Annotated in this window: 27 protein-coding genes; 12 read left to right on the forward strand and 15 right to left on the reverse strand. The window is 67.1% G+C overall.

All coding sequences use genetic code 11. The annotated features are described in order from the left end of the window. Window positions 1-45 precede the first annotated feature (45 nt). The 8 genes from ADE01S_RS13955 to rph all read right to left on the reverse strand — a co-directional run bounded on the left by ADE01S_RS13955 (window position 46) and on the right by rph (window position 8,378). Window positions 46-465, reverse strand: a complete 420-nt coding sequence (locus tag ADE01S_RS13955) for a carboxymuconolactone decarboxylase family protein (protein WP_062682291.1) — start codon at window positions 463-465, stop codon at window positions 46-48. 28 nt (window positions 466-493) lie between these two features. Further along, complete coding sequence (locus ADE01S_RS13960; protein ID WP_062682292.1) at window positions 494-1,300, reverse strand: SDR family NAD(P)-dependent oxidoreductase; 807 nt, start codon at window positions 1,298-1,300, stop codon at window positions 494-496. 20 nt (window positions 1,301-1,320) lie between these two features. After that, the gene (locus ADE01S_RS13965) at window positions 1,321-2,232 is read right to left on the reverse strand and encodes an NAD(P)-dependent oxidoreductase (RefSeq protein WP_062682293.1); all 912 of its coding nucleotides are present in this window, start codon (window positions 2,230-2,232) and stop codon (window positions 1,321-1,323) included. 57 nt (window positions 2,233-2,289) lie between these two features. Beyond that, complete coding sequence (locus tag ADE01S_RS13970) at window positions 2,290-3,270, reverse strand: Bug family tripartite tricarboxylate transporter substrate binding protein (protein WP_062682294.1); 981 nt, start codon at window positions 3,268-3,270, stop codon at window positions 2,290-2,292. A gap of 325 nt (window positions 3,271-3,595) precedes the next feature. Further along, window positions 3,596-4,645 carry a LacI family DNA-binding transcriptional regulator gene (locus ADE01S_RS13975; RefSeq protein WP_062682295.1) on the reverse strand — a complete coding sequence of 350 codons (1,050 nt, stop codon included), beginning with the start codon at window positions 4,643-4,645 and terminating at the stop codon, window positions 3,596-3,598. A 54-nt stretch (window positions 4,646-4,699) separates the two neighbouring features. After that, window positions 4,700-5,863 carry an iron-containing alcohol dehydrogenase gene (locus tag ADE01S_RS13980; RefSeq protein ID WP_062682296.1) on the reverse strand — a complete coding sequence of 388 codons (1,164 nt, stop codon included), beginning with the start codon at window positions 5,861-5,863 and terminating at the stop codon, window positions 4,700-4,702. A gap of 71 nt (window positions 5,864-5,934) precedes the next feature. Then, the gene (locus tag ADE01S_RS13985) at window positions 5,935-7,383 is read right to left on the reverse strand and encodes an aldehyde dehydrogenase family protein (RefSeq protein ID WP_062682322.1); all 1,449 of its coding nucleotides are present in this window, start codon (window positions 7,381-7,383) and stop codon (window positions 5,935-5,937) included. Window positions 7,384-7,640: 257 nt separating this feature from the next. Beyond that, the gene (gene rph, locus ADE01S_RS13990; RefSeq protein ID WP_062682297.1) at window positions 7,641-8,378 is read right to left on the reverse strand and encodes a ribonuclease PH; all 738 of its coding nucleotides are present in this window, start codon (window positions 8,376-8,378) and stop codon (window positions 7,641-7,643) included. A 183-nt stretch (window positions 8,379-8,561) separates the two neighbouring features. On the opposite strand from rph, the gene ADE01S_RS13995 reads away from it, so the two are divergent. Continuing rightward, on the forward strand, window positions 8,562-9,491 hold the full coding sequence (locus ADE01S_RS13995) for a YicC/YloC family endoribonuclease (RefSeq protein WP_062682323.1): 930 nt from the start codon (window positions 8,562-8,564) through the stop codon (window positions 9,489-9,491). Between the two features lie 57 nt (window positions 9,492-9,548). Here ADE01S_RS13995 and ADE01S_RS31570 read toward each other — a convergent pair whose 3' ends face one another. Further along, window positions 9,549-9,857, reverse strand: a complete 309-nt coding sequence (locus ADE01S_RS31570) for a hypothetical protein (protein ID WP_131828768.1) — start codon at window positions 9,855-9,857, stop codon at window positions 9,549-9,551. A gap of 140 nt (window positions 9,858-9,997) precedes the next feature. Here ADE01S_RS31570 and ADE01S_RS14000 point away from each other — a divergent pair, with 140 nt between their 5' ends. From ADE01S_RS14000 to ADE01S_RS31260, 4 genes are read left to right on the forward strand one after another with little or no spacing between them, the layout of a single operon-like run. Beyond that, window positions 9,998-10,249 carry a type II toxin-antitoxin system Phd/YefM family antitoxin gene (locus ADE01S_RS14000; RefSeq protein WP_062682298.1) on the forward strand — a complete coding sequence of 84 codons (252 nt, stop codon included), beginning with the start codon at window positions 9,998-10,000 and terminating at the stop codon, window positions 10,247-10,249. Beyond that, window positions 10,246-10,659, forward strand: coding sequence for a type II toxin-antitoxin system VapC family toxin (locus tag ADE01S_RS14005; protein ID WP_062682299.1), 414 nt, complete (start codon window positions 10,246-10,248; stop codon window positions 10,657-10,659). Before ADE01S_RS14000 ends, ADE01S_RS14005 begins: the two co-directional genes overlap by 4 nt. Before the next feature lie 8 nt (window positions 10,660-10,667). Then, window positions 10,668-10,877, forward strand: a complete 210-nt coding sequence (locus tag ADE01S_RS31575; protein ID WP_131828769.1) for a hypothetical protein — start codon at window positions 10,668-10,670, stop codon at window positions 10,875-10,877. A gap of 29 nt (window positions 10,878-10,906) precedes the next feature. Then, window positions 10,907-11,563 carry a FecR family protein gene (locus ADE01S_RS31260; protein WP_242663486.1) on the forward strand — a complete coding sequence of 219 codons (657 nt, stop codon included), beginning with the start codon at window positions 10,907-10,909 and terminating at the stop codon, window positions 11,561-11,563. Here the strand turns inward: ADE01S_RS31260 and ADE01S_RS14015 are convergent. After that, the gene (locus ADE01S_RS14015) at window positions 11,473-12,957 is read right to left on the reverse strand and encodes an amino acid permease (protein ID WP_062682324.1); all 1,485 of its coding nucleotides are present in this window, start codon (window positions 12,955-12,957) and stop codon (window positions 11,473-11,475) included. The genes ADE01S_RS31260 and ADE01S_RS14015 overlap by 91 nt on opposite strands. 230 nt (window positions 12,958-13,187) lie before the next feature. Next, the gene (locus ADE01S_RS14020; protein WP_370511535.1) at window positions 13,188-14,687 is read right to left on the reverse strand and encodes an AMP nucleosidase; all 1,500 of its coding nucleotides are present in this window, start codon (window positions 14,685-14,687) and stop codon (window positions 13,188-13,190) included. A 329-nt stretch (window positions 14,688-15,016) separates the two neighbouring features. Between ADE01S_RS14020 and ADE01S_RS14025 the strand changes: the two genes are divergently transcribed. Next, the gene (locus ADE01S_RS14025; RefSeq protein WP_062682301.1) at window positions 15,017-15,616 is read left to right on the forward strand and encodes a C40 family peptidase; all 600 of its coding nucleotides are present in this window, start codon (window positions 15,017-15,019) and stop codon (window positions 15,614-15,616) included. A 101-nt stretch (window positions 15,617-15,717) separates the two neighbouring features. Here the strand turns inward: ADE01S_RS14025 and ADE01S_RS14030 are convergent, their stop codons facing one another. Beyond that, window positions 15,718-16,488 carry an SDR family oxidoreductase gene (locus tag ADE01S_RS14030; protein ID WP_062682302.1) on the reverse strand — a complete coding sequence of 257 codons (771 nt, stop codon included), beginning with the start codon at window positions 16,486-16,488 and terminating at the stop codon, window positions 15,718-15,720. A 205-nt stretch (window positions 16,489-16,693) separates the two neighbouring features. Here ADE01S_RS14030 and ADE01S_RS14035 point away from each other — a divergent pair, with 205 nt between their 5' ends. From ADE01S_RS14035 to ADE01S_RS14055, 5 genes are all read left to right on the forward strand, one after another. Continuing rightward, entirely contained in the window at window positions 16,694-17,395 is a 702-nt protein-coding gene (locus ADE01S_RS14035) for a c-type cytochrome (RefSeq protein ID WP_062682303.1), read from the forward strand. Then, window positions 17,392-18,312, forward strand: a complete 921-nt coding sequence (locus ADE01S_RS14040) for a c-type cytochrome (protein WP_062682304.1) — start codon at window positions 17,392-17,394, stop codon at window positions 18,310-18,312. Before ADE01S_RS14035 ends, ADE01S_RS14040 begins: the two co-directional genes overlap by 4 nt. Before the next feature lie 99 nt (window positions 18,313-18,411). Next, window positions 18,412-19,044, forward strand: coding sequence for a guanylate kinase (gene gmk / locus ADE01S_RS14045; RefSeq protein WP_075873509.1), 633 nt, complete (start codon window positions 18,412-18,414; stop codon window positions 19,042-19,044). A 44-nt stretch (window positions 19,045-19,088) separates the two neighbouring features. After that, entirely contained in the window at window positions 19,089-19,292 is a 204-nt protein-coding gene (rpoZ, locus tag ADE01S_RS14050; RefSeq protein ID WP_006219679.1) for a DNA-directed RNA polymerase subunit omega, read from the forward strand. 21 nt (window positions 19,293-19,313) lie between these two features. Further along, window positions 19,314-21,608: a RelA/SpoT family protein gene (locus tag ADE01S_RS14055; RefSeq protein WP_062682306.1), complete on the forward strand. Its 2,295-nt coding sequence runs from the start codon at window positions 19,314-19,316 to the stop codon at window positions 21,606-21,608. 36 nt (window positions 21,609-21,644) lie between these two features. Here the strand turns inward: ADE01S_RS14055 and glnQ are convergent, their stop codons facing one another. The 3 genes from glnQ to glnH form a co-directional block, all read right to left on the reverse strand. Next, a complete protein-coding gene (glnQ, locus tag ADE01S_RS14060) occupies window positions 21,645-22,373 on the reverse strand; it encodes a glutamine ABC transporter ATP-binding protein GlnQ (RefSeq protein ID WP_062682307.1) in 729 nt (242 codons plus the stop codon). Continuing rightward, window positions 22,370-23,026: a glutamine ABC transporter permease GlnP gene (gene glnP, locus ADE01S_RS14065; RefSeq protein WP_062682308.1), complete on the reverse strand. Its 657-nt coding sequence runs from the start codon at window positions 23,024-23,026 to the stop codon at window positions 22,370-22,372. The genes glnQ and glnP overlap by 4 nt, the downstream gene beginning before the upstream one ends. An 88-nt stretch (window positions 23,027-23,114) precedes the next feature. After that, a complete protein-coding gene (gene glnH / locus ADE01S_RS14070; RefSeq protein WP_062682309.1) occupies window positions 23,115-23,867 on the reverse strand; it encodes a glutamine ABC transporter substrate-binding protein GlnH in 753 nt (250 codons plus the stop codon). Between the two features lie 164 nt (window positions 23,868-24,031). Here glnH and ADE01S_RS14075 point away from each other — a divergent pair, with 164 nt between their 5' ends. After that, entirely contained in the window at window positions 24,032-25,069 is a 1,038-nt protein-coding gene (locus ADE01S_RS14075; RefSeq protein ID WP_062682310.1) for a C45 family autoproteolytic acyltransferase/hydrolase, read from the forward strand. Window positions 25,070-25,360 lie beyond the last annotated feature (291 nt).

Genomic DNA, 25,360 nt, shown 5'->3' on the forward strand with positions numbered 1-25,360 from the left:
GCGGCGGCCCTCCGTCCGCCGCGGGCGCATCAGCCGGGAATCGGCCTACGCCTTCTTTGCCGCGCGCGCATCCAGCACTTCCTTGGCCACGCGGAATCCGTCCACCGCCGCCGGCATGCCGCAATAGCAGGCGGCATGCAGCAGGATTTCCTGCAATTCCGCGCGCGTCCAGCCGTTGTTCAGCAGCCCGTTGATGTGCAGCGCCAATTCATGGCGCCTGCCCGTCGCCACCAGCACGCTCACCGTGACCAGGCTGCGGTGCTTGGCGCTCAACCCCGGGCGGCCCCAGACGGCGCCCCAGGCCAGCCCCGTGACGGCTTCCTGCAAGGGCGCGAAGAAATCGTCTTCCCGCGCCCGCGCGATCGACTGGTCCACGTAGTCGTCGCCCAGCGTCGCGCGCCGGTTGCGATGGCCCGCCGCCACGGTTTCGGGCGTGACGGGATTGAATTCCTTATTGCTGTCCATGCCATACTCCAAGAGAAAAATGCGCGCCCTAGCGCACGATATTGACGAGCGCCCCGCCGTCCACCGGCAGCTCCACGCCAGTAATGAATCCCGCTTCGTCCGAAGCCAGGAACACCGCGGCATTGGCCACGTCCCAGGCCGTGCCCATGCGCGCCCGCAGCGGCACCCGCGCATTGCGCTCGGCCACCACATCCTCGCGAGCGCGGCCGAAAACGCTGGCCCGCGTGTCCACCGCCATGGGGGTATCGAGCAGACCGGGAAGAATGGCGTTCGCCCGGATGCCGTGCTCGGCGTTTTCGATCGCGAGCTGCTTGGTATAGGCCACCATGGCCGCCTTGGTCGCCTTGTAGGCCACCCAGGGATAGCGCTGCCAGGCCGAGACCGAGGAAATGTTCAGGATCACGCCCGCGCCCTGGCGGCGCATGATGGGCAGCACGTGCTTGCCCGCCATCACGCAACCGCGCAGATTGATCTGGCAGATCAGGTCGAAGGCTTCCTCCGTGATCTCGGTGGGGCTGCCATCCCCGCCCGCCACGCTGATGCCGACGTTGTAGTGCAGGATGTCGATGCGGCCCCAGCGCTCGACCGCCGCCCGCAGGGCCGCCGCGATATCGTCTTCCCGCCGCACGTCGGCCTGCCACGCCAGGCAATCCGCGGCGCCCTCGCCCACCGCGATGGCGCGGGTTTCCTCGGCCGAGGCCAGGTCCCGGTCCACCGCCAGCACGCGGGCCCCTTCCTGCGCGAACCGCAGCACGGTCGCCCGGCCATTGCCCATGGTCATGCCGGCGCTCTGTCCCGCGCCGATCACGACCGCCACCTTGTTCTCCAAACGCATGGTGCTTCCTCTTTTCATGTTCACGCCCGCGCCGCCTTGCGCCGGCTGCGCACTTCCACGCCCGACCACGTTTCCATGTAGCGGATGAGCGCGGTGAAATCCAGGTCCGCGCCGCCTTGCGTCAGCGCGAACTCCCATATCTGGCGCACGTTCTGCCCCATCCACATCGGCACCTGCAAGGCCTCGGCCTCCTTCAGCCCCAGCGATACGTCCTTGTGGATGGTGCGGATGCTGGCCCCGTAGTCGAACGTGCCGGTCAGGACGGATTGGGGGATCTTGTCCACCGTCGCGCTATTGCGGCCGGTGCTGACGTTGATGATCTCCACCATCTGGTCGGGGTCCAGGCCGGCCTTGGCGCCCAGCACGAGCGCCTCGTAGGCCGAGGCCATGTTGGCCGCCGAGATCAGGTTGTTGACCAGCTTCATCATCTGCGCCATGCCCGGCTCGGCCCCGACCTCGAACACGCGCTTGCCCAAGCGCTGCAACTGAGGGCGCACGCCGGCCAACGCCTCGGCGCCCCCCGCGGCCATGATCGACAACGTGCCCGCGTCGGCGCCGCGGGGGCCTCCGCTGACCGGCGCGTCCACCACCAGCACGCCGCGCGGCTGCAACTCCCGCGCAATGGCCTGCAAGGCGCCGCGGCCGATCGTCGACGTTTCCACGTAGATGCGCAGGGCCTTGCCGGCGCCGGCCTCCTTCGCCACCGCCATGCTCACCTCGGCGCCGGGCAGGCAGGCATATACCGTCGCGGCCGCATCCGCCACCGCGCCCGCGCTGCCATGCCCGATCGCGCCCAGCGCGGTCAGCTCGGCGACCCGCGCCGCGTCCGGGTCGTACACGTGCAGCGTCACGCCGCCCGCGACCAGCCGGCGCGCCAGCGCCCCGCCCATCGCGCCCAGCCCCACGAATCCCGCCACTTCCTGTTCCGCCATCTCGTTCCCCTGTTTGAAGCCGGCGGCGGCGCGCGCCGCCGGCGGATACCCGCGCCCTTACTCCGCGGTCATGCCCAGCGTCTTGATCTGCGCGCCCAGGGTGACGTAGTCGTCGCGATACATTTTGTCGAAGTCCGCGGCCGACCCCACTTGCGTGACCATGCCCTGTTCGAGCAGGGTCCGCTGCATGTCCGGCGTCCGCAGGACTTTGTTCACCGCGCCATTGAGCTTCTCCACGATGTCGCGCGGCAGGTCGGCCGGGCCGAACAGGCCGTACCAGGTCACCACGTCGAAACCGGGATAGCCCAGTTCGGCGATCGTCGGCACCTCGGCCAGATTGGGCATCCGCTTGAGCGACGACACCGCCAGCGCCCGCACCCGCTTGCCATCGATGAAGGACTTCCCGGACGCGATCGACCCGCCGACCAGGTCCACGTGGCCGCCCACCAGGTCCGTCATGGCGGGATTCGAGCCGCGGTACGGCACATGCGTCATCGGGGCCTTGGCCTGCGCCCCCAGCATGGCCAGCAGCAGATGCGACATGCTGCCCTGGCCGGACGTGCCGAACCGCAGGGCTCCCGGGTCCGCCTGGGCGGCGGCAAGCGCCTTCTGGATCGAGTCGTACTTGGAATTCATGCCGGCCACCACCACCATCGGCGCGCTGGCCACGTTGGCGATGGCGGTGAAGTCCTTCAAGGGATCGAAGGATTGGTTCTCCGTATTCAGCAGCGGCGCGATCACCATGTTCTCGCGCAGCGCCAGCACCACCTGGTAGCCGTCGACCGGCGCGCGGGCGGTGGAGGCCAAGGCGATGGCGCCGTTGCCGCCCGGCCGGTTCTCGACCACGACATTCCATTTCTCCGACTCGGCCACGCTCGCGGCCAGCTGGCGCGCCAGGATGTCGGTGCCGCCGCCCGGGCTGAACGGCACCACGATGCGGATGGGCTTGTCGGGATAGGCGGCGGCAACCGGCGCCGCGCAGGCCAGGGTCAGGGTGGCGAACGCCACGGCGGATGCAACCGTCAGACGGTTCAGCATGTTTTGCTCCTCTTACTCATTCTGATGATGGTCATGGGGTGCAAGCGTTTCGCGCTTGCGGAAAAGCCGCTGCAGACCTTGTTCCGGTCTTTCCGGGCGGATTCTTTCTAGGGCACTCCCTCTTGCGGGCCGCGCCCGCCCGATCGCTGAAACGCATGGGCGAGCGCATGCCGCCGCGGTCCGGCCTGGCGGACGCGCGCGGGGAACACCTCAGTGGGGGATGCGCGGCGCGCGCCGGTCGCGCCGCCGGGATGGCGGCGGCCGGCGCCGCGCGAAAAGGAATGGAAAGCTGGCCGCGCCGGGGATGCCGGACCGGCCGCGGTTATCAGGCCGGCGGTGCGGCGCAGGACTCGCGCAGGACGAATTCCGTGGGAATTTCCACGCGCGCCTCGGCGCCGAACGCCACCTTGCCTTCGAGCCTGCGCAGGAGCAGCAAGGCCGCCTCGCGGCCGAGCTGATAGGAGTCGTAGCGGATCACGGTGATCGCCGGCGTGGCGAGTTGGGCAAGCTCGCTGTCGTTGGACGCGATCAGCGACATCTGCCCCGGCACCTCGATGCCCTTCATGCGCAGGGCCGACAGCACGCCGCTCAGCAGATGGCTGCCCAGCGCGACGATGGCGGTGGGCGGGCTGGCCTGCGCCAGCAGCCATTGCGTTTCGCGATAGCCATAGTCCGCCTCGAAGCTGTCCAGGCGCAGCAGCGCCGGATCCGACTCCACGCCGGCATGCGCCAGGGCGTCCAGATAGCCCCGGCTGCGGTCTCGCCCGACCCGATTGCGCCGGCCGCCGCTGATCATCGCGATGCGCCGATGCCCCAGGCCCAGCAGGTACTCGACCGCCCGGCGCGTGCCGGTGTAGTGATCCGCGCCCACCGCGCCGACAGGCAGCGCCAGTTCGCGCTCTATCATCACGGTGGGAAACGGCGCCGAGGAAATGGCGGCCGCCACGTCGCGGCTGGACTCTTCCTCGATGGAAAACAGCAAGCCCTCGGCGCGGCGCCGCGAGAACAGATCGAGCAGCTGCGTTTCGCGCGACTCCAGCCCGTCGCTGCTGGCCACGACCAGCATGTAGCCCGCGTTCGCGAGCACGTCCTCGGCCCCCTTGGCCATGGCCGAGTACAGCGGGTTGCGCATGTCGGAAAACACGAACCCGACCATGCGGGTGGCAACGCCGCGCATGTTCTGCGCCGCCGCGCTGGGCGTCCAGCCCAATTCGTCGATGGCCGCCAGCACCCGGACGCGGATCTCGTCGGTGACGCTGGGCGCCTGGTTCACCACGCGCGACACCGTCCCGATCGCCACGCCGGCAACGCGGGCCACATCGTGCACCGTGATGCGTGCCGGCCGCGAGGCCGGCGTCGTCTTTGCTGCGCTCAAATTGGATTCCCGAATAGAGATATCCCGCCGCCCGAGTCATCGCCGCCCGCCTGCTCAGTAGGATGCAAGAAACAGGGCGTGGAAGTCCGCGGCCGTGGTGTGGCGGGGATTCCAGCGATTGTAATCGGCCTTCCCGCACAGTTCGGCCATCTCCTTCAGCCGGGCTTCGTCCACGCCCGCATCCCGCAGGCGGCGGGGGATGCCCAGGTCCGCGCACAGCGCGTCGATGGCCTGCACGGCCCGCTCGGCCGCGTCCAGCTCCGCCAGGCCATCCACCTGGCACCCCATCGCCTGCGCGACCCGCGCGAACTTGGCCGGATCGGCCAGCAGGTTGAAGCGCGCCACGTGCGGCAGGCACAGCGCATTGGAAAGCCCGTGCGACAGATGGAAGAACGCGCCGACGAAGCGGGCCATGCAGTGCACGTTGCCCAGGCCGGTCTGGCCGAAGGCAATGCCCGCCAATGCCGAGCCGCAGAGCATGTCGAGCCCGGCCTGCAGATTGGCGCGATTGGCGACGAAAGGCCGGATGCTGCCGGCGATCAGCCGCAAGGCATGCAGGTTCACGGCATCCGTGATCGGATTGGCCTGGCGCGAAATATAGGATTCGAACGCGTGGACGAACGCGTCCAGGCCCGAATGCGCGGCCACGGCGGCCGGCATGCTGCACAACGCCAGCGGATCCAGGATGGCCACCCGCGCCGGATTCAGCGCGGCATGGCGGATCGACATCTTCAGATTGCGTTCGGTGTCGGTGATTACGCAGGAGCCGGATACCTCCGACCCCGTTCCCGCCGTGGTGGGGATCGCGATCAACGGCAGGGGCGGAATGGAAAACCGCTCAATGCCTTCGTAGTCGTGAATGCGGCCGCCGTTCGTGCCCAGAATGGCAACCGCCTTGGCCACGTCCATCGTGCTGCCCCCGCCAATGGCGAGCAGCATGTCGGCGCCGTGCGCCTGGCAGACCTGGAATGCGCGCTCCACGGTCGCCGCGCTGGGATCCGGCTCGATGTCGCTGTAGACCGCGGCCGCCACGCCCTCGGCGTCCAGCAGCGCGCGGATCCGGGCGTAGAAGTCGCCTTGCAGCAGGGCCGCGTCCACGGTCAGGAACAGGCGCCGGCAGCCCTGCGCGCGCATGATGTCGGCGATCCGCGCATGCGAGCCTACGCCCATGTGGATGCGGGTCGGGCAGAAGAACGAAGAAATTTCAGTGAGTTGCATGAGTTCGGCAATGCAGGCGAAAAGGGATGGCGCGCCGCTCGCGGCGGCCGGAAAGACGGAAGGGCCGGGGATCAGGGGTTGAACGTCACCAGGCGCTCTTCGGTCATTTCGCGCATCGCGTGCCACGGCCCTTCCTTGCCGAAACCGCTGTCCTTCACGCCGCCAAACGGCATCACGTCGGAACGGGCGCTGGAGGTCTCGTTGATCTGGATGGTGCCGAACCGCAAGCGGCGCGCCGCCGACAGGCAGCGGTCGATGTCCTGGCTGAAGATGCCCGCGGACAAGCCGTAGGGCGTGCTGTTGGCGCTGGCGATGGCGGCGTCGAAATCGTCGAAGGGCCTGATCGCCACCAGGGGCGCGAAAGCCTCCTGGCACCAGACGCGCCCGGTCTCGGGCACCCGGGTCAGGATCGCGGGGGAAATCACCGAGCCGTCACGCTGCCCGCCGCAAAGCAGCTGCGCGCCCTGCTCCTGCGCTTCCCGCAGCCATTGTTCGGTGCGCATCGCCGCCTCGCGCGTGACCAGCGGGCCGATGCGCGTGGCCGGGTCTCGCGGATCTCCCGCCGGCAAGGTGGCCGCGTACTCGGCCAGGCGCTGCGCGACTTCGTCCGCAAGCGGCGCTTCCACGTACAGGCGCTGCACCGAAGTGCACACCTGGCCCGCCTTGCGGAACGTCGCGTTCGCGATCTTCGGAATGGCGCGGTCCAGGTTCGCGTCCGCGCAGACGAGCGTGCTGGCGATGGAGCCCAGCTCCATCTGCGTGCGGCGCAGGCCGGCGGCCTGCTGGATGATGCGGCCGACCCGCGTGCTGCCGGTAAAGGTGTAGAACGCCACGTCCTGCTCTTGCAGCAGCCACGTCCCGACGCTGTCGCCCTCTCCCTGCACCACCGCCAGGAACTCCGGCGGCATGCCTGCGTCCAGCAGCGCCTGCGCCAGCAACGCCGACGTCAGCGGCGTGTACGCGGACGGCTTGAGCACGACGGCATTGCCGGCTCCGTAGGCCGCGGCCACTTTGTGCAACACGGTATTCAGCGGCGAATTGAACGGCGTGATCGCGCACACGACGCCCACCGGAAAGCGCAGCGTGAAACCCATGCGCTGGTGCGCGCCCGGGCTGGCGGCAAATGGCACCACGTCGCCCACCACGCGCGGCGCTTCCTCGGCCGACAGGTTCAGCGTGATCACCGCCCGGTCGACTTCGCCCGCCGCGTCCGCCACGGTGAAACCGGCTTCGGCCACCATCACGTCGACGAAATGATCGCGCCGCTCGGCGATGAGTTCGCCCGCGCGGCGCAGCACTCGCGCCCGCTCGGCCGGCGCCGGCGCGCCCGCCTGGGCGGCGCGATGCGTCGCCGCGACCGCCTGCGCGACCTGCGCCCGGGTGGCGCTGGCCACCTCGGCGATCGGCGTCGCGGAATACTTGTCCAGCACCGTGAACGTGGACTCGCCCTGCACCCACCGGCCCTCGATCAGCGAGCCCAGCGGCGGCCTCGCGCCAGAATGAAACGTTTTTTCTAACAGCACATTTGCCTCGATGTGAATGAATTTCTTGCTGCACAACCCAGGCGAAGGCTACCACGCAGATTCCTATTTTTGGCTGTTCATTGACAACGTTTCATCACCATAAATACCATTTACTCTTTATTTTTCAGATATTTACATTTCAATATAAGGGATATCCCGACATTCATTGCGATCCAAGAATAACGTTTCATTAAAGCCACAAAAAAAGCCCTCCCACCGGCGATTCGCGCCTATGGGAGGGCTCTTTCGCGCGATCAGGCCTGGAGCGCCGCCCGCTGCGCGCGCACCAGGTCGGCGATGCCCGACTCCGCCAGCACCAGCATGGTGTCCAGCTCGGCGCGGGTGAAGGTCGCGCCCTCGCCGGTGCCCTGCACTTCCACGAAGGCGCCGCTGCCCGTCATGATCACGTTCACGTCGGCGTCGCAGGCCGAATCTTCCCGGTAGTCCAGGTCCAGCACGGCGCGCCCTTCCACCAGGCCCACCGACACCGCGGCCACCGCGTCGCGGATCGGGTTGGCGGCCAGGTCGCCGCGCTTCATCAGCAGGGCCACCGCGTCGGCCGCCGCGACCCAGGCGCCGGTGATGCTGGCGCAGCGGGTGCCGCCGTCGGCCTGCAGCACGTCGCAGTCCAGGTGCAGGGTGCGTTCCCCCAGCGCCTTCATGTCGAATACCGCGCGCAGGCTGCGCCCGATCAGGCGCTGGATTTCCTGGGTGCGGCCGCTTTGCTTGCCGCGCGCCGCCTCGCGGTCGCCCCGGGTGTGGGTGGCCCGCGGCAACATGCCGTATTCAGCGGTTACCCAGCCTTCCCCCTTGCCCTTCAGGAAAGGCGGTACTTTCTCCAATACGCTGGCCGTGCACAGCACGTGGGTATCGCCGGCCTTCACCAGCACCGACCCTTCGGCGTAGCGCGTGAATCCGCGATCGAGGCTGAACGGCCGCAATTCGTCGACGGCGCGGCCCGACGGACGGGCGATGGAAGGGGCGATGGTCACAGGCAGGCTCCAGACATGGCATAGATTGGCGGCATTGTACGGGGTGGCGCCGCAGGAAAGCGCCGCTTGGAGTATCCTGCCGCGATATATCCGGTTCGGCGCCCCTTCCCCGCCCCGACGGCGCGGACGGCAGGCGTCGGCGCAACCGGTTTCCGATACCAGCATCACCAGGACACGCACATCATGATTCGCAGCATGACCGCCTTCGGCAACGCCCGGGCAGATCTGGAACAAGGCACGCTGGCGCTCGAATTGCGCAGCGTCAACAGCCGGTTCCTGGATCTGTATTTCCGCTTGCCCGACGAACTGCGCCACGTGGAAACGCCGCTGCGCGAGCTGTTGACCGCCAACCTCGGCCGCGGCAAGGTCGAGATCCGCGTTTGCTACACGCGCAACGCCAGCGCCGACCTGTCCAAGCTGGACCCGTCCTGGCTCGAAAGCCTGGCCGAGCAGCTGCAGGCCGCGCGCCGCGTCGTCCCCGACATCGCGCCTCCGCGCCTGGTCGAACTGTTCAACTGGCCCGGCCAGCGCGCCAACGACACCCTCGACCCGCAAGCCTGGGGCGCGGCCTGCATGCAGGCCGCCCAGCAGGCCCTGACCCAGCTGCAGGAAGGCCGCGCGCGCGAAGGCGAGCGCCTGGCCGGCATGATGCGCGAATGCGCCGACGGCGTGGCGCGCATCGTCGAAACCGTGGAAACCCACCTGCCGCAATTGCTGACCGACCATCGCGACAAGCTGGCGGCCAAGCTGCGCGAAAGCGTGGAATCCGCCTTCCCCGGCGGCTTCACCCACATCTCCGGCGCCGAACTCTCGGAGCGCCTGTCGCAGGAAGCCAACCTGTTCGCGCTGCGCATCGACGTGGCCGAAGAACTGTCTCGCCTGCGCTCGCACCTGGAAGAACTGCAACACCTCCTCACCGACGGCAGCGGCAAGCCATCGGGCAGGAAGCAGGCCGGCAGCGCCGGCAAGCGCCTGGATTTCCTGTTCCAGGAAATGAACCGCGAAGCCAACACCCTGGGCTCCAAGGCCGGCAGCATGGACGTCACCCGCGCTGCGATGGATCTGAAGCTCTTGATCGAGCAGATGCGCGAGCAGGCGCAGAACATTGAGTGACGGGCTGCGAACTGTCAGGGCATCTCCAGACTCACAGCGATAGGTCGAACTATTCCGTCAATAGCGCTCAATCTTATCCACGCCAAGCGCCGCCGCAAGTGCCTGAGCCTTCTCGAAAAACCAAGCTCTTGCTTTTTTTCGTCCCCCGGCCAGGCCTGCGTCGTTCATCAGCTTCACCATAATTGCATCCCGCTCGGCCGGTTCCTGAACCAGATAACACAAAAGCAGAAGGTCATTGTCGAATAAGGAAGCCTCCAGCGCTAAGAGCCGCTTCCCCTCGTGAGCGGGTTGTTCTCTACGAAGTTCGGAAGCGCCCGAACTTCCGCTGGGTTGGCGAACGTCTGGATGTCCATCATGCTCAGTCATTCCCGCTCGATGTCGTTTTTCACCCAGACGTTTTACTGTATAAAAACACAGCAAACAAAGAACGGCATGTATTCCCGATTGCCACCACCAAGACCGCCTCGTAAAATCTGACTATTCTAGTCAGAATAAGGAGAGGCAACATGCACGTCTGGCAAATGCAAGAAGCCAAATCCCGCTTGTCCGAAGTCGTCAAAGCGGCCGGAACCCAAGGTCCACAGGAAATCACCGTGCACGGCCGTTCTGTGGCTGTCGTGCTCTCTCGGGCGGACTTCGACAAACTTTCAGGCACGGGAGAATCTCTGGTCGCCTTCATGCGCCGCTCTCCGCTGGCCGGAGATGAAGACCTCGCCTTTCCCCGTGACGACAGCCCGACGCGCGAGGAAGGACTTTGAGCTATCTCGTGGATACCAATGTCCTGTCGGAGTTGCGTCGAAAGCAACCGGACGGCAACGTGGTCAGGTGGTTGGAGCAGCGCCCCGCCACAACACTATTCCTATCCGCACTGACGATGGGCGAGCTTCGCAAAGGCATCGAACTGATGCCGGAGGGCGAACGAAAACGCAGTTATCTGGACTGGCTGGAAGTTGAGCTTCCCCGGTTCTTCAGCGGCCGCGTGCTGGCCATCGACGAACCCGTCGCGGATTGCTGGGGACGTTTGGTGGCTCAAGCGGGACGCGCGTTGCCGGCCATCGACAGTTTGCTGGCGGCCACGGCGCTCGCGCACGGACTGACACTGGTCACGCGCAACGAACGGGATTTCCAACATCCGGGCCTGGATGTCATCAACCCCTGGGAAGTTTGAAGCAAAGAGTGAGCGAAATTATGGGCATCGCATTCAACAGCATCAAACGAGGCTTGCAGGAAGCCATTACCCATGCCGAGGGCGGCTCACAGGGAGAGCAGGAGCATCGCCCAAGCAAGATCGACGAGGAGACAGTGACGGCCCAAGTTGGCCTGCCCCAGGAGCAGGCGCGTGAGCAACCGCGGAATTTGGAGCGATCTTCCCGGGAAGAGAACTAAGATACTCAATGCCACCTGTACGCCTTTGTATGCGCAAGCGGCGCAACACGCGCTTGCCAAGGGTAGGCAGGCGTCCCGCCGCCGGCGCGGCATGGCGTTGTCGATCGGCGGGCTGGCTGTCCGTGCAGCATCAATCGCAGTCGGCATTCGCCGCCGACGTCCATACGGCGCCGGGCCAATGGCGGACGCCTACGCTGGCCGATGGCAACCGTCTCGCGCTGGGCAGCGGCAGCGCCGTCAACTATCGCCAGGACGGATCCCGGCGCGAACTCGAACTCGTGCAGGGCGAATTGCTGGTGGACGTGGCCAAGGACCCCGCCCGGCCGTTCACGGTGGTCACCGCCGAAGCCCGGATCACCGTCCTGGGAACCCGCTTCGCGGTCGAGCGGCACGACAGACGGCAGCATGGGCGCGGTGCTGGAGCGCCGCGTTCCGTGCGAAGGCACCTTGGCCGACACCGTCGTGCAATGCAATTTCCGCTGCATTCGGGCCGGCTGTTCGGGACGGCCGGCAGGATCGCCCCTGGATCCCGCGATGGGCTGCGCGCGCTGAGAGGGGCGCCTTCTTCCAGCCTCTGCCTCGCGCTACGCCCGTCCTACTCCGTTGCCGCGGCCGGATCCCCGCGCAGCGCCGAATCCAGGTACAGGCTGCGCGCCCGGGCGTCGGGGAAGCGCATGTCGCGGTAGCTGACGAAGCGCGAGCCGCGCGCCAGCCGGTAGCCCGCCCAGATCAGCAGGAACAGCGGAATGCCGATGTAGGTCGCCACCACACCGCCCCAGTCGATCCTGTCCTGCAGGAAGGCCTGGTAGTTCTGGCCCAGGGTGATGATCAGGCACAGCACGAAGGCGAAGATCGGGCCGAACGGGAAGAACGGCGACACATAGGGCAGATCGGCCAGGTTGTGGCCCTGCTTCACGTAGCCGCGGCGGAACCGGTAATGGCTGATCGCGATGCCCAGCCAGGCGATGAAGCCCGTCATCCCGGAAGTATTGAGCAGCCAGATATAGACGGCGTTCGGGCTGAAAATGAAGGTGAAGAAACACAGCGCGGCGACGGCCGTGGTGGCCAGCAGCGCCCACAGCGGCACGCCGTTGCGCGAGATGCGGCCGAAGATCCGCGGCGCCTTGCCGTCGCGGGCCAGGCTGTAAAGCATGCGCGTGGCCGCGTACATGCCGGAGTTGCCGGCGGACAGCACCGAAGTCAGCACCACCGCGTTCATCACGGAAGCGGCCCCCAGCAGGCCGGCGCGCTCGAAGATCAGGGCGAACGGGCTGACGCTGATGTCCTCGACCTCGTTGCGCAGCAGGTGCGGGTCGGTATAGGGAATGAGCAGGCCGATCACGAGGATCGCCATCACGTAGAACAGCAGGATGCGCCAGAACACCTGGCGCACCGCGCGCGGCAGGTTGCGGGCCGGGTCCTTGGATTCGCCCGCGGCGATGCCGATGAGTTCCGTGCCCTGGAAGGAAAAGCCCACCACCATGGCCACGCCGATCAGCGCGGCGAAGCCGCCGGCGAACGGCGCGTCGCCCACGGTCCAGTTGGCCAGGCCGCCCGTCTCCCCGCCGCGGATGATGCCCAATAGCATCATCACGCCCATGGCGACGAAGCCCAGCACCGCCACCACCTTGATCAGGGCGAACCAGAATTCCGCCTCGCCGAAGCCGCGGGCCGACATCGCGTTCAGCCCGAAAGTCAGCGCCAGGAACAAGGCGCTCCAATAGAAGCCCGGCACGTCGGGAAACCAGTACGCCATGACGAGCTGGGCGGCCACCAGGTCCACCGCCACCGTCACCGCCCAGTTGTACCAATAGTTCCACCCCAGCGCGAAGCCGAAGCCGTCTTCGACATAGCGGGCGCCATAAGTGGAAAAGGAGCCCGATACCGGCATGGCGGCGGCGAGCTCGCCCAGGCTGGTCATCAGGAAATAGACCATGATCCCGATCAGCACATAGCCCAGCAGCGCGCCGCCCGGGCCGGCCTTTGCGATGGTCGCGCCCGAGGCCACGAACAGCCCGGTGCCGATGGATCCGCCCACCGCGATCATCGTCAGGTGCCGCGCGGACAGGGAGCGGCGCAGTTCGGAGGGCCGGTCGGCCTGCGCCGCGCCCGCGCCGCCGGCGCGGCGTTCATCGTGTTCCGATGGTGCCAAAATGCATTCCTTCAGGTCATGAAGGCACGGGCGCGGGGCGCGCCGGATGCCTCGGGATTTCCAAGCAACCGGCGAGAATAGCGCAAGAGGCCCCGACAGGAGAAATCGGGCCTGGAGGGAGACGGATCAAGCGCCCGTCCCGCCCGCCCACGGCCCGCCTACTGGAAGGCCGTTTCCATGAAGGTCCGCAGCTTGCGCGAGTGCAGCCGTTCCGGCGGCATGTCGCGCAGGCGCTCCAGCGCCCGGATGCCGATTTCCAGGTGCTGGTTCACCTGGCGGCGGTAGAACGCGCTGGCCATGCCGGGCAGCTTCAGTTCGCCGTGCAGCGGCTTGTCGGACACGCACAGCAGCGTGCCGTAGGGCACCCGGAACCGGAATCCGTTGGCCGCGATGGTGGCGGATTCCATGTCCAGCGCGATCGCCCGGGATTGCGCAAAGCGCTCCACCAGCTCCAGGTGGTCGCGCAGTTCCCAGTTGCGGTTGTCGATGGTGGCGACCGTGCCGGTGCGCATGATGCGCTTCAGGTCCCAGCCCGACAGCCCGGCCACCTCTTCCACCGCCTGCTCCAGCGCCACCTGCACTTCGGCCAGCGCGGGCACCGGCACCCAGGTGGGCAGGTCGTCGTCCAGCACGTGGTCTTCGCGCACGTATCCGTGCGCCAGCACGTAGTCGCCCAGCCGCTGGGAATCGCGCAGGCCGGCGCAATGGCCCAGCATCAGCCAGGCATGCGGGCGCAGCACGGCGATGTGGTCGGTGATGGTCTTGGCGTTGGACGGGCCCACGCCGATGTTCACCAGGGTGATGCCGGAATGGTCGCCCCGCACCAGGTGGTAGGCCGGCATCTGCGGCAGGCGGATCGCCTGGTCCTCGTCGCCGGGGCCGCTTTCGCCGCGCCGGGTGATCCGGTTGCCCGGCTCCACCAGCATGTCATAGTCTTCGTTGCCGCTGGCCATGAGCGCGCGGGCGCGCGCGCAGAACTCGTCGACGTAGAACTGGTAGTTGGTGAACAGGACGAAGTTCTGGAAATGCGCCGGGGCGGTCGAGGTGTAGTGCTGCAGCCGGTGCAGCGAGTAATCCACGCGTTGGGCGGTGAACGGCGCCAGCGGCTTGGGTTCGCCCTCCTTGCCGCGCCACGAGCCGTTGACGATGGCGTCGTCGGTCACCGCCAGGTCCGGCACGTCGAACAGGTCGCGCAAGGGGCGCTTGAGCGCCTCCAGGTGCTCGCCCTCGACATAGGCGCCCTCGGGAAAGGCGAAATGCAGGGGAATGGGCGAATCGGACTCGCCCACCTCCACCGCGACCCGGTGGTTCTGCAGCAGCTGCCCCACCTGTTCGATCAGATAGTCGCGAAACAGCGCCGGCTGCGTGATCGTGGTCTGGTAGATGCCGGGCTCGGCCACGTGGCCGTAGGACAGCCGCGTATCGATCGGGTCGTAGGTTTCCACGACGATGCGGATGGCCGGGTAATAGGCGCGGGCCCGCTCGCGCCCGTTGGTGGCGCCCTTCAGGACGTCGCGGAAGGCGGCGCGCAGGAAAGCGGTATTGCGCGCATAGATTTCGATCAGCCGATCCACCGCCGACACGGCGTCCTGGAAAGGCTCGAAGGGCAAGGGGTCGGGCCGGTTCATGGAGGACAACGGGTGTACTGCGTTCATCATCGAGCTTTACTCCGCTTTCTTATGTGTTTCAGCGGCCGCTCGCGGCTTGGCGGGCCGCAGGGGCCGATTCCGACGATTATGCCCGAGCCCGCGGTAGAAAAAGCGTCATATTCCCGGCGCCCTCCGGCCGCGCCGCCCGCCTTCCCCGCGCCCGGCCCGCGGTAACGTCTGCGGACAAGAATGCTGCATTGCACTACAAATGTAATGAAACATTATTCCATTACAATGTCATGGCATTCCGGGGTCATGCGTCCCGGAAACGCCCCTTTCCGCCGGCTTGCCTGTCCAGGCAAAGCCATGCCGCCCACTCCGATTCCTGAAGTGACGTAATGACGCCGCCCACGCGAAAAGCCCGAACTGCCAATTTCCGCATTCCCGTATTCCTGTCTGCCCCCATTCTTGCGCTGACCCTCTCCTGGATGCCCGACGCCGCCCAGGCATCGCTCCAGTCCGAGCAGGCGCGCCCCACCCTCAACGGCCTGCGCCTGGCGCAGGAGCCCACGGTCCCCACCCTGCGCGAACGCGTGGTCCAGGCGGGCCTGGAAGCGATCGGCACCCCCTACAGCTGGGGCGGCGACGACGCCGAGGGCTTCGATTGCAGCGGCCTGGTCCTGTATGTCTTCCGCGAGATCGCCGGACTGGAACTCCCCCGCACCGCCCGCGCGCAGCGCACCGCCGGCGCCTCCGTCGGCAACAAGAAGGAACTGCGTCCCGGCGACCTGGTGTTCTTCGCCACCCGCGGCCGCGGCGTGACCTCGCACGTGGGCATCTATATCGGCCAGAACAAATTCGTCCATGCGCCGCGCCGCGGCACGAAGGTCCGCGTGGATGAAATGCAGAATTCCTATTGGGCCAAGCGCTACGTGGGCGCCCGCCGCTACCTGGATATGCAACCGGGCCAGATGCTGGCCCAGGCCTCTCCCAACTGACCGGGCGGTCGGGGCGGCGCGTCGCGCGCTGCCCGGAGAGGGCATCGCAGCCTGCCGCGGCTCGTCCATGACGGACGGGCCGCCGCGGGCCGTAGGCGTTTTCAGCCCCGCCCGACGAAGGGCATATTGGTGGCCATGATGGTCATGAACTGCACGTTGGCCTCCAGCGGCAGGCGCGCCATCGCCGCGACCGCCTGCGCCACGTGCGCCACGTCCATGCGAGGCTCCACCTTCGTGCTGCCGTCGGCCTGCAGGATGCCCGCCGCCATGCGCTCGGTCATGTCGGTGGCCGCGTTGCCGATGTCGATCTGGCCGCAGGCGATGTTGTAGGGCCGGCAATCCAGGGAAATCGACTTGGTCAGCCCCGTCACCGCGTGCTTGGTGGCGGTGTAGGCGATGGAGAACGGCCGCGGCGCATGGGCCGAGATCGAGCCGTTGTTGATGATGCGGCCGCCGCGCGGATTCTGCGCTTTCATCACGCGGATCGCGGCCTGCGCGCACAGGAACATGCCGGTCAGGTTGGTGTCGACCACTTCGCGCCAGACGGAGACCGGCAGCTCTTCGATCGGCATTGCCGGCGCGCCCCGCCCCGCGTTATTGAACAGCACGTCCAGCCGGCCGTATTCGCGCTGGGTAACGTCGAACAATTCCCGCACCGCCTGCTCATCCGATACGTCGGTGGGCACCACCAGCGCCCGCACGCCGTCCTCGCCCGCCGCCGTGCGGGTCGCTTCGAGCGGATCGCGCCGGCGGCCGGCCAACACGACCCGATAGCCCTGCGCCAGGAATTCCAGCGCCACCGCGCGGCCTATGCCGGTGCCGGCGCCGGTGACCAGCGCAACGCGCGGGGGTTCGATCTCGTTCGTCTGCATCGGATTCTCCTTGTTATCGATCCGCGAGATGCTACCCGAATCGCCTGGCCGATGCTGCAAGCGAAGGTTCCAGCGCGGACACACTTTCCGTGCGAAACACGCAAGCAAAAATTTCGCTTTAGTGTTGATCGGTCACAAGTATTTATATAATTTCCGGCAATTAGCTTATTACCAGAAATCCAATAATTTCTACGGAGCAGGTTCCATGACCCCACGGTCCCTATCCGGCGCGCTCGTCCTCGGCGCGCTGTATGCGGCTTCCGCCGCCGCCCAGGGCGCGCCCGACGGCAAGCAGATCAGCACCCAAGGCGCGAACGGCGCGCCCGCCTGTATCACCTGTCACGGCGCGCGCGGCGAGGGCAACCCCGCCGCCGGCTTCCCGCAATTGGCGGGACTGGGCGGGGCCTACCTGGAAGAACAGCTGAACGCCATGGCCAACGGCTCGCGCGTCAGCCCCGTGATGGCCGCCACCGCCAAGGCCCTGGATCCCGCCCAGCGCCAGGCCGTGGCGCGCTACTACGCCGGACTTCCCTCCCCGCTGGATACCGACCGGCTCGCCGCCACCGCCATGCAGCTTGCCAAGCCCGCCGACACGGGCGCCTGGCTCGCCACCCGCGGCGCCTGGGACAAGAACGTGCCGGCCTGCAACCAGTGCCACGGCCCCGGCGGCATCGGCGTCGGCGAGAACTTCCCCGCCCTGGCCGGGCAGCCGGCAGCCTACATCGCAGGGCAGTTGCGCGCCTGGCGCCAGGGCCAGCGCCCGCCTGGCCCGCTGGGCTTGATGCCGGCCGTCGCCACCCGCCTTTCCGAGCAGGAGATCGACGCCGTGTCCGCCTACTATGCCGGCCTGCCCACGGCCGCCATCCCTGCCGGGCAAACCGGCGCTTCCGCGGGAGCCAAGCCATGAACGCCCTCAGTCTGCGCCTCCTGGCCGCCGCCGTCGGCCTGGCCGCATCCGCCTCGCTGTCGGCCGCCGAGCCGCGCCCCGCCTTCACCCCGCCCTCGGCCGCCTCGCTGCCCGACAACGACTTCGGCAAGACCGTGCGCGAGGGCGAGCAGATTTTCCTGCACACGCCTCAAAAGGCCGGCGAGTTCGTCGGCAACGACCTGACCTGCGCCAGTTGCCACCTGGACGCCGGCCGGCGCCCCGATTCGGCGCCCATGTGGGCCGCCTACGTGCTGTATCCCGCCTATCGCGCCAAGAACGGCCACGTGAATACGCTGGCCGAACGCCTGCAGGGCTGCTTCCGGTTCAGCATGAACGGCAAGGCCCCGCCCGCGGACGACCCCACCCTCACCGCCCTGCAGACCTACATGTTCTGGCTGGCGAGCAAGGCGCCCACGGGCGTGGTGCTGGAGGGCCAGGGCTACCGCAAGCTGGCCCCGCCCGCGGCCAAGGCCGACTATCTGCGCGGCAGCGAGGTCTACGCGCAATATTGCGCGGTCTGCCACGGGGCCGAAGGCCAGGGCCAGAAGAATGGCAAGCACTGGGTGTTCCCGGCCCTGTGGGGCCCGGACTCCTTCAACTGGGGCGCGGGCATGCACCAGATCGGCAACGCGGCCGGCTTCATCAAGGCCAACATGCCGCTGAGCCAGGCGGGCATGCTGAGCGACCAGGAGGCCTGGGACGTGGCCTATTTCATGAACGCGCATGAACGTCCGCAGGATCCGCGCTACACCGAGTCGGTGGCCGCGACCCGCGCCAAGTACCACGATTCCGACGATTCGCTCTACGGCGTCGAGGTCAACGGGCACCTGCTGGGCAGCGGCGCACCGCCCGCGGGCGGCAAGCTGAACGCGGCCGCGGCCCGGACCGGCGGCTGAGCGGGCCGCAGGCTCCGCGCGGCCCGTCGGGGTTTTCCCCTGCCGGGCCGCGCGATTTGCTATCCTCTCACTCTTAGCATTACGCCCCGATCACAATTCATGCACGCCAATCCCGGAAACGTCTTCATGGTCGTCGCGCCCAGCGGCGCCGGAAAGTCCAGCCTGGTCAAGGCCTTGCTGCAGCAAGACCCCTCCATCCTGCTCTCCATTTCCTGCACCACCCGCGCGCCGCGCCCCGGCGAGGAAGACGGCCGCGAATACCGCTTCGTCTCCACCGAGGAGTTCAAGCTCCTGCGCGAAGGGCAGAACCTGCTGGAATGGGCCGAGGTGCATGGCAATTTCTACGGCACGCCCCGCGACCGCATCGACGAAGCCACCCGCGCCGGGCGCGACGTGCTGCTGGAGATCGACTGGCAAGGCGCGCGCCAGGTGAAGCAGCGTTTCCCGGGCGCGATCGGCGTGTTCGTGCTGCCGCCCTCCATCGAGGAACTCGAAAGCCGGCTGAAGGCGCGCGGCCAGGACGAGCCGCAAGTCATCGCCCGCCGGCTGATGGCCGCGGGCGGCGAAATCGCCCACGCGCCTGAATGCGAATATGTTATTATTAATCAAGAATTTAGCGTAGCCTTATCGGAACTGACTCAAATCGTCAGCGCCGCGCGGCTGCGCTTTTCGTCTCAGGCCGCCCGCCACAGCCAGTTGTTCTCGCAACTCGGCATCCCGGCCGAGCACTGAGCCGAACGCATTCTCCCTATCCTCCATCAGCACCAGGTGTCCTAATGGCTCGCATTACCGTCGAAGACTGTCTGAACCAAATCCCCAATCGTTTCAAGCTCACGCTGGCCGCAACCTACCGCGCCCGCGAGCTGGCGCAAGGCCATGCCCCGCGCCTGGACAGCAAAGACAAGCCCACGGTCACTGCCCTGCGCGAAATCGCGGGCGGCCTCACCGGCGTGGAAATGCTGCGTAAAGTTCCCACCTGATCATCTCCGGGGGCGGCAAGCATGGCTTTTCCCGGGCTGAAGTACGCTTCATCTGGTCTGCTTGCCGCACTGCGTGCCGGCTCCCGCCTCGGGCGCCGCACCGGCAAGAAAGACAAAAATCCCCCCGCGCCGCCGTCCGTCGCCGCTCAGGAAGCGGCGGAGGCGACCGCCTCTCCGGTCGCTTCGCTGGCGCCGCTGACCGAAATCATCGGCAGCTATCTCGATAAAAAAGACGTAGAACGCGTTCGCGAAGCCTATCGCTTCGCCGACCAGGCGCACCTGGGCCAGTTCCGCGCCAGCGGCTCGCCCTATATCTCGCATCCCATCGCCGTCACGGAAATCTGCGCCGGCTGGAAACTCGACGTCAACGCCCTGTCCGCCGCGCTGCTGCACGACGTCATGGAAGACCAGGGCATCGCCAAGCACGAGCTGGCCGAGAAATTCGGCCCCGAAGTGGCGGAACTGGTCGACGGCCTCTCCAAGCTGGATCGCCTGGACTTCGCCACCAAGGCCGAGCAACAGGCCGAGAGCTTCCGCAAGATGCTGCTGGCGATGGCGCGCGACGTGCGCGTCATCCTCATCAAGCTGGCCGACCGCCTGCACAATATGCGCACGCTGGACGCGGTCAATCCGGAAAAGCGCCGGCGCATCGCGCGCGAAACCCTGGAAATCTACGCGCCCATCGCGCACCGCCTGGGCCTGAACCTGCTGTTCCGCGAACTGCAGGACCTGTGCTTCGCGGCCATGTACCCGAACCGCTACCAGGTGCTGTACAAGGCCGTGCTGGCCGCGCGCGGCAACCGCCGCGAAGTCATCACCAAGATCGCCGATTCGGTGCGCGCCGCGCTGCCGGCCGCCGGCATCGAGGCCGAGGTCACCGGCCGCGAGAAGACGCTGTTCGGCATTTATCGCAAGATGGTCGACCAGAAGAAGTCGTTCTCCGACGTGCTCGACATCTACGGCTTTCGCGTCATCGTGCACACGCTGCCGGAATGCTATCTGGCCCTGGGCACGCTGCATCAGCTGTACCGGCCGGTTCCCGGCAAGTTCAAGGACTACATCGCCATTCCCAAGGTGAACGGCTACCAGTCCCTGCACACCACCCTGGTGGGCCCCTACGGCACGCCGGTGGAATTCCAGTTCCGCACGCGCGACATGCATCACGTGGCGGAAGAAGGCGTGGCCTCGCACTGGCTCTACAAGGGCGCGGACCTCACGCTGAACGACCTGCAGAAGCGCACGCACCAGTGGCTGCAATCGCTGCTGGACATCCAGAGCCAGACCGGCGATTCCGGCGAGTTCCTGGAGCACGTCAAGGTCGACCTCTTCCCCGACGCGGTCTACGTGTTCACGCCGCGCGGCAAGATCATCTCGCTGCCCCGCGGCGCCACGCCGGTGGACTTCGCCTACGCGATCCACACCGACATCGGCAACCAGGCGGTGGCGGCCAAGGTCAACGGCGAGTTCGTGCCGCTGCGCACCGAACTCAACAGCGGGGACACGGTGGAAATCGTCACCTCCCCCGCGTCCCGTCCCAACGCGCAGTGGCTCAACTATGTGCGCACGGGCCGCGCCCGCTCCGAGATCCGCCACTACCTGCGCACGGTCAAGTACGAGGAATCGGTGGCCTTCGGCGAGCGCCTGCTGGCCCAGGCCATGCAGGAACTGCACATGCCCCTGCCCGCCACCGACGATCCGGCCTGGCAGAAACTGGCGCGCAGCACCGGCGCCAGCTCGCGCGAAGAAATCCTGGCCGATATCGGGCTGGGCAAGCGCCTGGCGGCCGTCGTGGCCCGCCGCTTCGCCCCCGAGCACCAGCTGGTCGCCACCACGGCCGCGGCCGTGGACGAACTGACCTCGGCGCGCAGCGCCCCCATCCTGATCCAGGGCAACGAAGGACAGGCCGTGCAGCTCGCGCCTTGCTGCGGCCCCTTGCCGGGCGACCCCATCATCGCCGGCATGCGCATGGGCCACGGGCTGGTGGTGCATACGGCCGATTGCCCGGTCGCCATGCGCCAGCGCCTGCGCGAGCCGGAACGCTGGATCAACGTGGCCTGGGACGCCCACACCGCCAAGCACTTGGCCACCCGCCTGGACATCGTCACGCGCAACGAGCGCGGCGTGCTGGGGCGGCTGGCCGCGGAAGTCACGGCCGCGGACGCCAACATCATGCACGTCACGATGCACGACGACGCGGTCTCCACGGTGTCGCTGCACCTGACCATCCAGGTAGACAGCCGCAAGCACCTGGCGCAGGTCATCCGCGCCATCCGCCACGTGCCCCAGGTGCAGAAGATCGTCCGGGTCAAGGGCTGACGAGCCGGCGGGCCTGCCCGCCGGGCCGCGCCCGCTTCACGCCACGTGCTGGAGGAAATCCTTCAGGCGCTGGCTGGGCGGGTTGCCCAGCAGCTCGCCCGGCGGGCCGTCATGCGCGATCTTGCCCGCGTCGATGAAGATCAGGCGGCTTCCCACCTTGCGCGCGAACTCCATCTCGTGCGTCACGACCACCATGGTCATGCCCTCCTCGGCCAGATCGCGCATGACCTTCAGCACTTCGTGCCGCAGTTCCGGATCCAGCGCCGAGGTGGGCTCGTCGAACAGCATGAGCTTGGGCTTGATCGCCAGCGCCCGGGCAATGGCGACGCGCTGCTGCTGGCCCCCGGACAACTCGGACGGATAGTGGTTCATGCGCTCGGCCAGGCCCACCTTGGCCAGCAGGCTCTCGGCCAGCGCGCGCGCTTCGGCGCGGCCCTGGCCGCGCGTATGGACCGGGCCGAACATGACGTTTTCCAGCGCCGTCATCTGCGGGAACAGGTTGAATTGCTGGAACACCATGCCGGCCTCGCGCCGGATCTCGCGCACCTGGGCCGCCCCGCCCTTTACGCTCAGGCCGTCGACCAGCAGGTCGCCGCCGTTGATGGTTTCGAGCACGTTGATGCAGCGCAGGAAGGTGGACTTGCCGGAGCCGGACGGCCCGACCACCACCACGACCTCGCCCGCGTCGATGTTCAGCGAAATCCCGTCGAGCACGGTGGATTCGCCGAATCGCTTGGTGACGTTGTGAAATTCAACCATGCTCATAATATGCGCATCCTTCTTTCCACCAGGTGCAGCCCCATCGCCATGAGGCCGGTCAGGATCAGGTAGACCACGGCCACCGCCGACCAGATCTCGACCGCGCGGAAATTGCTCGCCATGATTTCCTGGCCCTGCCGGGTCAGTTCCGCCACGCCGATCACGATGAAGAGCGAGGAATCCTTGAGGCTGATGATGCACTGGTTGCCCAGCGGAGGAATCATGCGTCGGAACGCCACCGGCCCGATGATGTGGAACAGGATCTTGTGGAACGGCAGCCCCATGGCCTGCCCGGCTTCCTTCAGGCCCTTGTGCACCGACAGCAGCGCGCCGCGCACGATCTCGGAAATGTAGGCGCCCGAATTGATGATGAGCGTGGCGATGGCGGCCCATTCTGCATCCACCCGGATGTTTGCCAGCAAGGGCAAGGAGAAGTAGATGAACATCACCTGCACGACTATCGGCGTGCCGCGGATGACCGCGACGTAGACCTGCGCGATCCCCGACAGGATGGGATGGCCGTAGGCGCGCGTCACGCCCGATAACGATCCCAGCAGGAAGCCGCCGACCAGGCCCCAGAAAGTGATCTTGATGGTCATCAGCGTCCCCTCAAGCAGATTGGGTAACGCGTCCCTGATTACATTCCAGTCGAACTCCACGATATTCCCCCCACGATCCGGCCTCGCGGCCGGCTACGGCCGGCGCCCGCGGTCCGCGGGCGCCCAGGAAACGATGCGGGCCCCGTGGTCAGGGTTTCTGGCCGAACCACTTCGTGTAGATGGCGTCGTACTGGCCGTTGGACTTCAGCGTGGCGAGCGCCTTGTTCACCTGGGGCACCAGATCGCTGCCCTTGGGGAAGGCGATGCCGTAGAAATCGCCGCTCTTGACCGATCCCACGACCTTCACGCGGCCCTTGCCGGCGGTGTTGGCGTAGTACTGCACGTTGGGGGTGTCGTGCACGGCGGCGTCCACCCGGCCCGTGGCCAGTTCCAGGTAGGCGTTGTCGATGTTCGGGAAGAGCTTGAGCTTGGCGTCCGGCACCTGGGCCTTCAGGAAGTCCACCGTGGCGGTGCCGGTCTTGACCGCGACCGTCTTGCCGGACAGGGACTTGGCGTCCTTGATGTCGGTGTTCTTCTCGCCCACCAGGATGGCCAGGCCGCTTTCGTAATAGGGATCGGAGAAGTCGATGACCTTCTTGCGGTCGTCGCGGATCGTGATGCCGGCCAGCGCCACGTCGATGTTCTTGGTCTGCAGGCCGGGGATGATGCCGGCGAAGTCCATCGGCTGCAGCTTGTACTTGAGGTTGAGTTCCTTGGCGATGGCCGCCCAGAGATCGACGTCGAAGCCCGTGTAGGTGTTGCCCTGCTTGAACTCGAACGGAACGAAAGCGGTATCGGTGGCGACCACCAACTCCTTGCCCTGGGCATGGGCGCCGGAGGCAGCGCCGAACATGGCCACGGACAGGCCGACCAGCGCGGCGGCGACTTTGCGTTTGATCATGAAACTCTCCTCATGGGGAGCATCGGCACCCCGGGTTTGTCATAGGGCATGATTCCTGGGCTACGCCGGGTCACCGGAGCAACTTACTGGCGATCTTAACGCATCCGTCCCCACCCGGCAGCGCTTAGAAAAATTACAATCCGCGAGACACCCGGAGAAACCCCATGGCTTACAAGTACGTACGCATCGCCGGAAACCGCCGTCAGACGGGCCTGGCGCTGGGCAAGCTGGCCCGCCCCATCATGTCCGCCTACCTGGAGCAAAGCGGCGCCTGGGAAGCCTTGCGGCCATGGCGCGGCCACCCCTTCGTGGGCGAGCTCGCGCAGCAGGCGCGCGCCGCGTTGCCCGCCATCTGGGAAGAACTGGAGGGCCTGGCCGAAGGCCTGCGCCTGCCGCTCGAAGACGTGCTGCTGTGGAACTGCCGCGGGGACCTGCTGCACAGCTCGGCCGAGGGGTGCACCTCGGTCGCCCTGAAGACGCCGGACGGCGCGCGCTGGATCGCCCACAACGAAGACGGCGATCCTTACCTGCGCGGGCGCTGCCACCTGGTCGACGTGGCGCTGGAGGATGCGCCCGGCTATCTCAGCTTCTATTACCCCGGCTCGCTGCCCGGGCACACGTTCGGCGCGAACCGCGCCGGCCTGGTCCAGACCATCAACAATCTGCGCACGCGCCAGCGGCACCCCGGCGTGCCGCGCATGTTCCTGGCGCGCGCGGGCCTGGACTGCGCCACGCTGGACGAAGCCATCGCGCAGCTGCGCGACCTGCCGCATTCGGGAGGTTTCCATCACCTGCTGGGGGCCGCGGGCGATCCCCGGCTCTTCAGCGTCGAGACCGCGCCGGGTGCCATCTCCATCCTCGAAACCGGCACCCGCTACGGGCACGCCAACCACATGGTGCACGCCGAGACCCGCGGGCTGGCGCAGATCGTGACCGATTCGTCGCGGGCGCGGCAAAACCGCATCGAGAGAATCGTGGACGGCTGGTCGGCCGGGACCGGCAGCGCGGACCTGCTGGCCGCCCTGCACGACACCGAGGGCGACCTGCCCATCCTGCGCACCTCGCCGGACGATCCCGACGACGAGAACACCCTGGCCACGGCAATCTTCGAGATCCGCGACGACGTCACGCTGCGCGTCTACGACCGCAAGAACAAGGCCGAGATCGCGCTGGACGTGATGTCAGACCCGGACGAGCCGTAGGATGGGTGAAGCGCGAGAGTCCTTAAGCAAGAACCCCGACACTGAACGCGCGTAACCCATGCGGCCGTGTGCAGACAGTGCATGAAGCCTTGAGCAGATTCCCCATGCGGCCGTGAGCAAACTATGCCCCGCACCGGCCGGAAAACAATCGATTGCGGCAGCATGGGTTTCGCGCGCTGGGCGATTGGGTTTTTGCGCGAGTCCTCTCGCGCTCCACCCATCCTACAGCCCGTGCCCGCCTCCTCCCGGCGTTTCGATCACGAACACGTCGTGATGTCTGATCCGGACGAC

This window comes from Achromobacter denitrificans NBRC 15125, assembly GCF_001571365.1.
GTDB classification, from domain to species: domain Bacteria; phylum Pseudomonadota; class Gammaproteobacteria; order Burkholderiales; family Burkholderiaceae_B; genus Achromobacter; species Achromobacter denitrificans.